Below are 11,741 nucleotides of genomic sequence, written 5' to 3' on the forward strand. Positions count from 1 at the left end.
AAAAAGAGGGAAAAAAACACCAGAATGACCACTTCCAAAAAAGGGAATTAAGTCTCTACTATCCAATCGATAAAAAAGATATCATTGTGTTGCTGGCGATTTTCTGAGATCGTCAGCTATGTGACACCCTTTTCTGCAAGAAGATGCAGAGGGGAAATGGGGCTTGGAAAGATCATCGAACATTATGAAGAACAAATTATCAATATGAAAAACCCTGACTATACCAGTCAGGGTCACGTTTTTCAGTTGATTTTACCTACACCAGCTTTTGATAGAACGTTTGATTTTACTTTCGTCACTGAATCTTTGGATAAAAATAAAGTAGGCGTCCAACCAACACTTGTTTTTAATCCTTGATTCGCACCAATTTTCTGTGTTAAAGAACCATTTAATAGAGTATCTGAATCCCGCAATTCAGAACCCGAAAGAATACTAATTACGTTCTTAGATGTCAAATTGGGTACATCGATCACATTGTTCTCTGCATAGATTTTCGAACTCTTTCCAATGCCCCAAGCATAACTGAAAGGATACTCTTTCGTGCTTAAACTACCTTTATAGTAGTTATTGTAAATATGAACTTTTCCATACCTGACTCTCGGTGCCCGCTGTACGATATTTTCAAACCGATTATGGTGAAGTGTCACTCTTAATTTCCCATCATCAATAGTATTTTTATCATTAGAGCCAATGGTCATAGCCTTATCATGATGATGGAAATGATTATAAGATAACGTAATGTAATCCGCTTGGTTTGTGATATCTAACAAGCCATCATGATGTTGATATTTCCTTCCGTAATATGAAGGGAATGTATGATCTTGTCTAGAGCCATCATTAAAAGTACAATGATCAATCCATACTTTCGTTCCCCCATTAATAGAAACGTTATCGTACTCTGAATTCCAATTTCCGTTTTTACCGTCCGTAGGATCCCACGATGGGAAGAAATCATATGCATCTTGAAATTGAATATTTCTTAAGATTACATTATTACTTTTGATAAGAAAAACGCCTCCGATTACTTTTGCGTTATTCCCCACACCAACGATTGTCGTATTTGACGGAATATCAATTTGAACACGTGCTTTCTGATTCAATTGAGAGCGTTTACGTGCCTCTTCTAATGTACCAGTCGGCTCCTTCTTCCCCCATGTTTTCGGATCATATTGTTTTAAGTATTTGTCAAAATCATATTTTGGGTCTTTATAATCGTTTAACCCAAGTTTTTTGAGCTTATCATCCACATTTAAATCAATGGTTCCCTGAATGTAGATTATTTTTGGTGTTGTATTGGTTTTAGAACCTAAAGCATTCACAAGAGTGTTTCGATTAGATACAGTATAAACATTTGCAGCTTTAGCAGCGGACCCTCCAGTAACTCCAGTTGACTTTGAGCCCCATCCATCATTTTTAGCAAGCGTTTCACGTCCGATGTCTGCTCCAAAAGCTATGTTCTCAAAGCTGAATAAAGACAATAACATCATAACTAACATTATTTTTTTCATTTTTTTCTCCCTATTATTTTTTGCACACGTGAACATAATTTAATTTTTTAGCAGCAGAGAGTTGTGCAATCCTGCATCTACTGCTTTCTCATTGGTGTTTGAAGAAAACAAATGATGATACAGAACAGCGTTTATTCATGCACCCCCGTTCATATACTGACAAATATAGCACCCTCGTGCAGACGGCACTATGTTCACTTATGATATCTTCAGCCTCTCACCTCTCTCTATTTTTATAAACATCATTATTACATATTTTCAAAAAATTACAATATATTTTACAATAAATACTTTTTTTATTTATTGTTTCCTTTTGAAGCCATCAAAAAAAGCTGCTATCTCTAGCAGCTTTTAGCTATTTTAAGATGAAATCGCCGTTGGTTCTTGCTGCGGGTCATCCTTCACAAACAAGATACCAAGCTGATGATGCTCCCCTTCGTAAGAAGCTCGTTTCTCAAACCTTGTCTGACCATTTAGGCCAATGATCTCAAGCTTTGTCAAAGCACGATTGGTTTGAAGTGCTTCATAAAATTCTGAAACGGTTTTGACCTCGATTCCATTTACCTTTGTAATCATTTCCCCGATCTCAAGCTTTAAATCAGCTGCAGGGGTATTGGGAATGATGCCAAGCACCATCAGTCCTTGATTCCGCTTAGAGAAGAAGAACGGTGCAGCATTGTCATTGACCCTCTGCTTCCATGAAAGAAAGGCTCTTCCAACAATCGCTATTACAACAGCTCCCAGGGCAATAGGCTCAAACCAAATACTTGCAGCACCTAGTAAGGCAACAGCGAGTCCAAGCATCAGAATTCGTCGTGCCGTAATTTGAATACTGACAATTGGCAGCGAGCCTTGAATTCGCTGGCCGAAGCCGATGATATACGGAATCAGAATAAATGAAAAGCTTTGGTCGTGCACTTGAAGCACCGGCCACCATGGCAGGGTAGAAGTGAATTCACCTGCTGGCATCAGCAAAACAAGCGGTAAAAGCCACAGACGGTTTGCCCGCTGCTGGCCAATCAGAAGTCCTCTCGCACTCATCACCATTGCAGGCGATGTACGTAAATGCGCCGTTCGATATGCTAGAATTCCCTCGGTCATTAATAGGAGCCCTAACAGGATGACTACGGCTGAAGCATTCATCATTGAAAGCTGCGGCAGCCAAGAATGGTTCACTTGGAAGAACATTAGTCCAAATGCCGCAACAAAACTGAAACCGAGTGTGTATGCAGACGAAAGCGCACTCGCCTTAAAGAATAAAGAGAAAACGATGGTCATTGCTGCAATCAGCACGATGAATCCAGGCGGGAGGGATATCCCTAAGCCTACTGAAATGACAGATAGACAAATACCTAGAATCCATCCCTTTGAATATGTAAATTTTAGTTCATCGTAAACATCTTCTATTCTTGTTTGAAACGCTTTTCTCTCCCGCTTTACGCGGATGTAGCCATACAATAGGCTGATTAATATCATGAAATAAAAAAGAGGATGGATTAAAAACAGACCGACCGCTTTTAATCCGGCTCCCATCCACTCCGAGCTCATTATCGTTCACCGCCCAAGTCAAGCATTTTCTCTTATTCTATCAAATAAATCGATGCTTGACATCAGGTTTATTTCTCCTGATTCATCCAAAGTGTGACATTTGACAGTGAAAAATCCTTTAAATAGTGATTCACATCTACATCTAGTATGCCGCCGAGAAGCTGCATGGACCTCTTGATGTCGGTTAAGTTTATACCAAGTCTCTTATGATTATCCATTAAATAATTGAAGTATATCTCAGCACAGTCTTCATCGATTTCGTCGACTGATTCTACCGTTGTGTAATTGACCAAGTACCTGCTTAACAGCATGAGCAGACTTAATGCCTTTGTAGCGGAAAACGTCACATCTTTCGTACGACTCTTAAGCTCCTCTACCAACTCGTAATATTTTTTTTCTCTCACAATACTTGCCCTTTTCAATTGTGTACCCCCATTTACTAGTTCTTTTAAGAAAAGCGCAAACCTCGGTACAGCTTAATGCTTAAGCTGAATATCCGCAAAAAATAAAAAATTTAAAATGAGTGCTACTTTTTATTGTAAGAATTATTTATGTAACATACAACTTTCAAAAGTTTCATTTTCATGACATGTTTAAATCAACAGAAAGTCTCTTATATAAATATGTTATCGGGTAAATTCGAAGGAATGTTATGTTTTTTGTAAAATAAATGAATATATTTCTCGATATAATTTATTTTTAAGAATAAATTATTACATGTTCGTGACACTTATGAACCAAAAAAAAGAGGCATTTATTCGCCTCTTTATTTTTTGAGATATAGTGCTTTTAGTGCAGTTTGCAGTTGAAGATCATTCTTTTCATAGGATTTCACTTCATCTACCATTTTGTTCATCATTTTCGCTGTCTTCAAATCAATGACACCTGATTTATCAAGATTGTATGTGCTTTGAAAAGCAAGTACGGCTTTTTTCGTTTCTTCGTCGAAATATCCATCTACTCTGCCTGGATCGAAAGACAAGCCTTTTAGCAGCGTCTGAGCTTGTCTGACCTCTTCATTGTTCATATCAAGCTGAAGTGGTTCTTTTAGCTGAAGCGGGCCAACTGTGAAGTAATCTGGCTGATGAATCGCAATCGTCGGCACGACGCCTTTTTTGTGAATCCAATTGCCTTTTGGTGTCAGCCACTTATACAGCGTTAATTTAATGTTACTTCCATCTCCCATCGGAACTGCCTGCTGCACAGTTCCTTTCCCGAAGGAAACGTCCCCCACCACTTCATACTTTCCTGCTTCTTTCATCGCACCAGCAAGAATCTCAGAGGCCGATGCACTTCCTTTATCAATCAAGACATTGACCGGATAAGGTTTTGGTTCTTTTCGCTTTGAAAAATATCGTTTTCGATCGCCGTTCCGTTCTGCAATCTGAATATAAGGCTGATCCTTTGTGATAAAATGCTTCAAAATGTCTTCCACACTTTGCAGATAGCCGCCTGGATTTCCTCTCACGTCCAGTACAAGACCTTCCATGCCCTTTTTCTCGAGCTGATTCAAGCTTGCAGTGAAATCCTTCGCAGTATCTTCAGAAAAGCTGGAGATCGCAATATAGCCCGTTTTATGACCATTGACCTCTTTCATTGAAGCAGTCACTGTTTCAAGCGGAATTTCTTCTCGTTTGATATGGAACGTTAGCTCTTTCTCAATCCCATTTCGTCTAATTTTCAAGGCGACAGACGTTCCTTTTTTTCCTCTTATTTTCAGCACAGCATCGTTGAGGCTTTTTTCTTTCATCGTCTCACCGTCAATGCTGATAATTTCATCTTTCGGTTTAAGACCTGCCTTAGCCGCGGGGGATTTTTTAAAGGCAGAGACGATAATGATCTTCCCTTCATCCATCCCAACTTCTGCGCCAATTCCCTCAAAAGAGGAATCAAGCGAATCAGAAAATTGTTTTGCGGTTTGCTTGTCCATGTATACTGAATACGGATCATTTAAAGTTGAAAGCATGCCCTGGATGGCGCCTTCAAGCAGCTTTTGACGATCCACTTCCTCCACATATTCATTCGAAATGAGGTCATAGGCTTTCTCAATTTTCTCCATTCCGTTTTCCTTCGCCCGATCATTTGATTGAGCTTGTCCAGCCACTGCAACAGCCGCTTTCGGTGACTCCGCATGAGTTCCGTCTTTATACGTCATCACCCCTGCACTCATGATAAGAACGACACTTGCCATGATAGATGCAATTTGTTTTTTCATATTTTGCCTCCTTCTTCAACTCTTCCTGATGACCTGAGTTATTATATGCCAGAAGAAGGGATTTCATGTAAAGACATTCTCCCCGGAAGGCTTGACTAATCATTTCATTAGGTGTAATTTTTATTTTGGTATGATCGAGAAGGAGTCTTCGCTATGTATATTATTTTGACTATGCTTTTATTAGGAATTTTACTAGGGTTTGTCGGAGCTGGCGGAGCTGGTTTTGTCATCGCATTGCTTACGTTACTCTTTGATGTACCAATCCATACAGCACTCGGGACATCTTTAGCTGCTATGGCATTTACGACTTTATCTGGTGCATACAGCCACTACCGGGAAGGGAATATTCAGCTGAAATCCGGGTTGATTGTCGGTGCTTTAGCTTGTATTGCTTCTTTTGCGGGAGCAAAGGTTGCTCCTTTTATTCCTGAGGAAAGCCTGCACTATTTAACAGCTGGTATGCTCTTTTTATCTGCTGTTTTTATGATGATCAAATTATTTGTCCTGAATGAAGAAGCAGAGCAACAGCCGCTTTCTTCACGTCAATTGCTCATAAGGGGCATTATTTTAGGCCTTGTATCAGGTATGCTGTCAGGCATGTTCGGTATCGGGTCAGCACCATTTATCCAAGTGGGACTTTTGATTTTGCTGAGGCTGTCTATTAGACAAGCTGTTGGGACGACCATGCTTGTCATTATTCCAATCTCTATTGGCGGTGGAATTGGCTATATTTCAGAGGGGTATGTTGACTTTATCCTGCTCATTCAAATCTTAATTGGTACAGTATTAGGGGCTTTTATTGGGGCGAAATTCACACGCCTCGCACCGAAACTTCTACTGAAATCCGCTGTGCTTTTAACACCTATTATCGCCGGATTACTGCTGTTATTTTAATTTTATCTAGATGAAAAAAGCCGATAACAGAGTGTTATCGGCTTTTTGTTAGCGAATATATTGAGCTGGATTGACAGCATTTGATTTTGCGCCATTCCATAACCCTTTATGAATTTCAAAATGAAGGTGCTGACCATATGACCGGCCTGTGTTCCCCATATATCCAAGGAATTGCCCTTGCTTGACTCTCTGGCCTGTTGAAACACTTCTTGTTGACAGGTGAGCGTATACCGTTTGATACGTCTGTCCATTGATGTTATGCGTAATGAATACAACATTCCCATAGCTCGGCGAATAGCTTGAGTTCGTAACTGTTCCAGATGCTGCTGCCACAACAGATACTGTGCCTTTTGCCGCAATATCTAATCCGTAGTGCTGTCCACTAGAACGTCCGCCAAAGCCTGATGAGAATCGGCCTGCAGCCGGCTTAATGAAACCTGAGCTGCTTGCTGGTGTATCTGACACTTGATCAGATCCGCCATTTGATGCAGGTGCATTTTTTTCAGCAGCTGCTTGTTGTGCTTTTTTCGCTTCTTCTTTTTGACGGCGTGCCTCTTCAGACTTTACAGCCGCTTTCTGATTCGCTAAAATTTCTTTTTCATTTTCAAGCTTGCCCAGTTCATCATGTGCATGTTCTTTTTCTTCCGTTACATGACCAAGGACTTTTGCTTTTGCTTTTTGCTGTTTAGATAAATCCTTTTTCAGCGCCTCAAGCTCTTTCAGAGATGCTTCAAGTCCACTTAGCTGTTTATTTAGCTCTGCTTCTTTTTGCTCCACAAGCTTTAAATCATTTTCGTGTTCTGTAATCATGTCTTTATCTGCTTCGACAATGGTAGTGACAGCTCCAACACGACTCACAAAATCACTGAAGCTGCGAGCACCTAGCAGCACATCTAAATAGTTGATCGTACCGCCGCTTTTTTGCATAGAACGAATGCGGTCTTTGAAAATCGCTTTTCTTTTTTCAATTCGCTCATTGATGACTTCAATGTCTTTTTTCAGTTTTTTGATCTCTTGTTTCGTCTTTTTGACTTCTTTTTCTTTTTCAGCGACTTTTTCAGTTGCAGCACTTACTTTTTGGTCAATCTTTTCAATCTCTTGTTTCAGCTTTGATTCTTTCTTTTCAAGCTTTGCCAGATCTGATTTCTTTTTCTTCAAGGTTGATTCAGTCTTCGATGTTTTCTCTTCGATTTGTTGACGTTTTTGATCTAGGTCTTCGTATGCGAATGCACGATTCTCGTTCCCTGGAATGTATAGCCACGTTGTTCCAATAAACGCTGCCATTCCAGCCATTATCAGCTTTCTTTTCAAAACGATATTCCCCTCCCATGACAACTGCCTGCATAAAGATTCGACCGGATGAATTGGATCAACCGGTCACATCTTCTATAGAATCCTCGAGTGCTGCCATCAAAATAAAATAGATTTATACTTTCAAGAATTTACGGATGGACGTTAAACTTCCCCACACACCGATAACGGCACCGATCAATAGAAGGATCAGTGATACTTGATAGACAAACGGATTGTATGGAAGCATTGAAATAAATGAACCTTGTACCCTTGGCGCTACCCAGCCGACAACATATTGATACGTGCCAAGCAATAGAGCGATTGGTATAATGGAACCAAATACACCAAGCAGTAATCCTTCAATGAAGAATGGCCAGCGGATAAACCAGTTCGTTGCACCTACTAGCTTCATAATCTCAATTTCTTTACGTCTAGCAAAAATCGTAATTTTGATCGTATTGGAAATCAAGAACATCGCTGTGAATAAAAGCCCAATAATGAGCGCGATGCCGACGTTACGTGCCACACCGACAACATTAAAGAGTCGGCTGACCTCTTCTTTTCCATAAGTGACTTTATACGTCCCTTTTAGGTTTTCTAACTTCTTCGCTACTTTTGGTGTATCGTGAGGGTCTGTTGTTTTCACAATAAACGCATCATTTAATGGGTTTTCTTGATCAACCAATCCCATGGATTGTCCATTTTCACCAAAGCTTTTAATCAGTGCTTTCAGTTCATCATCCTTAGATGAGTATTTCACATCACTGATTTCAGGAATCTTCTCAATTTCTGCTTTTAATTCATCCTGCTGCTTTTGATTCGCTGTTAATTCAATTAATACTTTTACTTCTACTTCTTTTTCAGCGTTCGATGCCATGTTATTCAAGTTGAGCATAATGACAAGAAAAACCCCAACTAAAATCAATGTGACAGTGACCGCACTAATTGAGGCAAATGTCATCCACGTGTTTCTTCCAAGTGAACGGAAGCTCTCACGTAAATGCCGCGAGAGAGTTTTAATCATAAATTCCGTACTCCCCTCTTGCTTCGTCACGCACAATCATCCCGTCTTCGATTGCGATGACGCGTTTCTTCATGCTGTTTACAATCTCTTTGTTGTGTGTCGCCATGACGACTGTTGTTCCGCGGTTATTAATCTCTTCGAGTGTCTTCATGATTTCCCATGAAGTATCTGGATCAAGGTTTCCTGTCGGCTCGTCTGCAATGACAACCTCAGGATGATTGACGATTGATCTAGCGATAGACACTCGCTGCTGTTCACCGCCAGACAACTGGTCAGGGAATTGGCGCGCTTTATGCTTTAATTGCACTAAATCGAGTACATCAAGCACTTTTTTCCTAATGATACTAGGCTGTTCACCAATGACTTCAAGGGCAAATGCCACGTTCTCAAACACTGTGAGAGTTGGAAGAAGTTTGAAATCTTGGAATACTACGCCTATTTCTCTTCTCACGTAAGGAATTTCTTTTTCCTTAATAGAGCCTAAATCTTTGTTATTAATTAAAATTTTCCCTTTGGTTGGCTTCTCTTCACGATACATCATTTTGATGAAAGTAGATTTACCAGCGCCACTCGGACCAACAACATACACAAACTCTCCTGGATGGATAGAGACATTGATTCCATTGATCGCCTTTACACCATTAGGATAGATCTTGTAGACTTCCTTCATTTCAATCATGTAATCACCTAATCTTTTCTTATTCGCTGACAAACAGCTTATCATGATGTTTTGACACTTCTCATCAAAAACGTTATGTATGGTCACGCACATACCTTTCGATACGCAAAAGCAATTTATGTCCTTTTCATCCAAAAAGATGAAAAAATTGAATCGTCTAAATTTCAACAACTCCAATTATACGTCATGATTCGACGCAATGGTATTACATTTATATTTCAAAACTTATAAATAAAAGGTAAATCGAACAAACAAAACCAAAAAACATGCCTTTTTACCCTTATTTTTTAAATAAAATTTAATATAATGCGTTTTCATACTGTTTAAAAGTCTTTTTCTACATATAGAAAATAAAAAAACCTTGTCGATTAGACAAAGTTTTTATTTTTTCTCTGCAAGCCATTTGGCGACTTCTTTTGCTTGTTTTTCATCTACCATCCCGCTTGGCATAGACCCTTTACCGTTCTGTGCAATTTCTGCAATTTGGCTTTCATTATATTTCTTCCCGACTTCTTTCAGGCTTGGACCGCCTCCACCAGATAAGTCTTTTCCATGACAGCCAATACAGTTCTGCTGATAAACCTCTTCACCACTGCTCACAGTTGATGCACTTTTACTGCCTTCTTTGTCACTGCTGCTTGAATTTCCTCCACAGGCCGCAAGTACAAATAGCATGGCCGCAAATAAAAGCGTTAATCCACTCTTTTTCATCTATTTCCCTCCCTTACGATCATTTGGTCAACGCTTATTATATCCTTGTTTACGCCCTTTTAAAACCCTCACCAAGCACCTCTTTGGCATCCATGACAATGACAAATGCTGATGCATCGATTGCTTTGACCACTTGTTTCAACTTTGTGAATTGTGACTGCCCTACAACACACATGAGAATCGGCCGTTCATGGTCGGTGTATCCCCCTACTGCTGAGATCTTCGTTACACCACGATCAATTTGATCAAAAACCGCCTTTCTCACCTCATCCTCATGCCCAGTAATAATCATGGCCATTTTCGAATGACTGAAGCCAGCCTGTACCACATCAATCGTTTTACTAGAAATAAACACGCCAATCACAGCGTACAATCCTTCTTCGATACCAAACACAGTCATCGCAGCCAGTACAATGAGGCCATCCATCATTGCTAAACATGTACCTAACGTCAGTCCTGTGTATTTATTGATGATTTTGGCAGCGAGTGCCGTTCCACCCGTTGAACCATTCCCGAGGAACACGAGCCCTATTCCGATTCCAATCACCACTCCGCCAAATATCGCTGCGAGCAGCGCTTCATGGGTCACAGGGGCAATATGTCTCGTTAAGAATACCATCAAAGGTAAAAAAACAGACCCAACAAGTGTCTTCACCCCAAATGTTCCGCCCAATAAATAAAAGCCGGCGATAAACAGCGGAATATTGAGGCCCCATTGTACATATGCTGCTTCGAAACCGAATGACTGCATAATGGTACTAATGCCACTCACACCTCCAGCGGCAATCTGATTCGGTAATAATAACGTATTAAACCCAATAGCCACGATGGCTGACCCTATGAAAATAAACAGATAGTTTTTCGCTTCAATCCAAAATTGAGAATGTCCCTGCTTCATGTCTTTCTTCCTCCGTTACTTCTGAATGCACACCTATTTTAAGCCCTCTTATTTGGATTGTAAATAACAGCCAAATGCAGTGCTAATGGATTAATACTTTATCACACAGCCGGATCAGCGTACTCATTACTTGGCATGAGAGGAAATGATGATATATTTAATATGTACATGAGAAAGAAGGGACATGCGATGAAGAAAATATTAAAAATCACTGGTATCACATTACTCGCACTGCTGATTTTAGCCTTTGGTGCTTTCTATACATGGAGCCGCTTTACATATGGACCATCTGAAGCATTAAAAAAGCAGGTGAACATCGAGCAGGTTGATCATCAAAACGGGGTTTATGCATTTGAAGCAGCTAAAAGCGATACTGGCATCATCCTGTACCCAGGTGCAAAGGTTGAACCTCTTGCGTACGCCTATCTCGGGAATGCGCTGATGAAGAAAGGCTATTCGGTCTTTGTCCCAGACATGCCATTTTCCTTTGCGATCTTCCATACAAAGAAAGCAGAAGATATCATCAAGGATCATCCAGCCATTAAGCATTGGTACATTGGCGGGCATTCACTAGGCGGGACAGCTGCCGCTATGTACGCAGAGAAAAATCAGAGCAAGCTTGACGGCCTCTTTTTCCTTGCCTCCTATCCAGCATCAGATGACTTGAAACAGGCTTCCTTTCAAGTACTATCTATTTCAGGCGAAAAGGACGGGCTAGCGACACAAGAGAAAATCAAAGAATCGAAAAAGCTGCTGCCGTCTCAAACGGTGTACCATGAGATAAAAGGCGGGAACCACGCGCAATTTGGCATGTATGGCAAACAAAAAGGTGATCAGCTTGCAAACATTCCAGCACTGACACAACAAAAAGATATCATTCAGACGATGCTTGAATGGTTAAAGCCAGCAAAAAAGCTCCCATAATGGGAGCTTTCGGATTGTTGACAAAGGGCTAAAATGAACTTTATTTT

11 protein-coding genes are annotated in these 11,741 nt (G+C 40.3%); 2 read left to right on the plus strand and 9 right to left on the minus strand.

What is annotated here, in order from left to right; translation table 11 throughout:
• Positions 1-242: 242 nt before the first annotated feature.
• From BA1_RS10080 to ctpB, 4 genes are all read right to left on the minus strand, one after another.
• A complete protein-coding gene (locus BA1_RS10080; RefSeq protein ID WP_008358433.1) occupies positions 243-1,508 on the minus strand; it encodes a pectate lyase family protein in 1,266 nt (421 codons plus the stop codon).
• A gap of 360 nt (positions 1,509-1,868) precedes the next feature.
• Entirely contained in the window at positions 1,869-3,056 is a 1,188-nt protein-coding gene (locus BA1_RS10085; RefSeq protein ID WP_034739052.1) for a PDZ domain-containing protein, read from the minus strand.
• Positions 3,057-3,124: 68 nt separating this feature from the next.
• The gene (locus tag BA1_RS10090; RefSeq protein ID WP_007500014.1) at positions 3,125-3,478 is read right to left on the minus strand and encodes a swarming motility protein SwrAA; all 354 of its coding nucleotides are present in this window, start codon (positions 3,476-3,478) and stop codon (positions 3,125-3,127) included.
• Positions 3,479-3,822: 344 nt separating this feature from the next.
• Positions 3,823-5,271, minus strand: a complete 1,449-nt coding sequence (gene ctpB / locus BA1_RS10095) for a carboxy-terminal processing protease CtpB (protein WP_008358438.1) — start codon at positions 5,269-5,271, stop codon at positions 3,823-3,825.
• Between the two features lie 153 nt (positions 5,272-5,424).
• On the opposite strand from ctpB, the gene BA1_RS10100 reads away from it, so the two are divergent.
• Positions 5,425-6,165 (plus strand): sulfite exporter TauE/SafE family protein, encoded by a 741-nt coding sequence (locus BA1_RS10100; protein ID WP_008358441.1) that lies wholly within the window; start codon positions 5,425-5,427, stop codon positions 6,163-6,165.
• Between the two features lie 48 nt (positions 6,166-6,213).
• On the opposite strand, the gene BA1_RS10105 is transcribed toward BA1_RS10100, so the two are convergent.
• From BA1_RS10105 to BA1_RS10125, 5 genes are all read right to left on the minus strand, one after another.
• Complete coding sequence (locus BA1_RS10105) at positions 6,214-7,476, minus strand: murein hydrolase activator EnvC family protein (protein ID WP_008358444.1); 1,263 nt, start codon at positions 7,474-7,476, stop codon at positions 6,214-6,216.
• A 115-nt stretch (positions 7,477-7,591) separates the two neighbouring features.
• Positions 7,592-8,482 (minus strand): permease-like cell division protein FtsX, encoded by an 891-nt coding sequence (gene ftsX, locus BA1_RS10110; protein ID WP_008358446.1) that lies wholly within the window; start codon positions 8,480-8,482, stop codon positions 7,592-7,594.
• Entirely contained in the window at positions 8,475-9,161 is a 687-nt protein-coding gene (gene ftsE / locus BA1_RS10115) for a cell division ATP-binding protein FtsE (protein ID WP_008358447.1), read from the minus strand. The genes ftsX and ftsE overlap by 8 nt, the downstream gene beginning before the upstream one ends.
• 381 nt (positions 9,162-9,542) lie before the next feature.
• Complete coding sequence (gene cccB / locus BA1_RS10120) at positions 9,543-9,872, minus strand: cytochrome c551 (RefSeq protein WP_008358449.1); 330 nt, start codon at positions 9,870-9,872, stop codon at positions 9,543-9,545.
• Between the two features lie 49 nt (positions 9,873-9,921).
• Positions 9,922-10,770 carry a YitT family protein gene (locus BA1_RS10125; protein WP_008358451.1) on the minus strand — a complete coding sequence of 283 codons (849 nt, stop codon included), beginning with the start codon at positions 10,768-10,770 and terminating at the stop codon, positions 9,922-9,924.
• 189 nt (positions 10,771-10,959) lie between these two features.
• On the opposite strand from BA1_RS10125, the gene BA1_RS10130 reads away from it, so the two are divergent.
• Positions 10,960-11,694 carry an alpha/beta fold hydrolase gene (locus BA1_RS10130; RefSeq protein WP_008358453.1) on the plus strand — a complete coding sequence of 245 codons (735 nt, stop codon included), beginning with the start codon at positions 10,960-10,962 and terminating at the stop codon, positions 11,692-11,694.
• Positions 11,695-11,741: the final 47 nt, after the last annotated feature.

It is taken from the genome of Bacillus xiamenensis (assembly GCF_000300535.1).
GTDB lineage: Bacteria > Bacillota > Bacilli > Bacillales > Bacillaceae > Bacillus > Bacillus xiamenensis.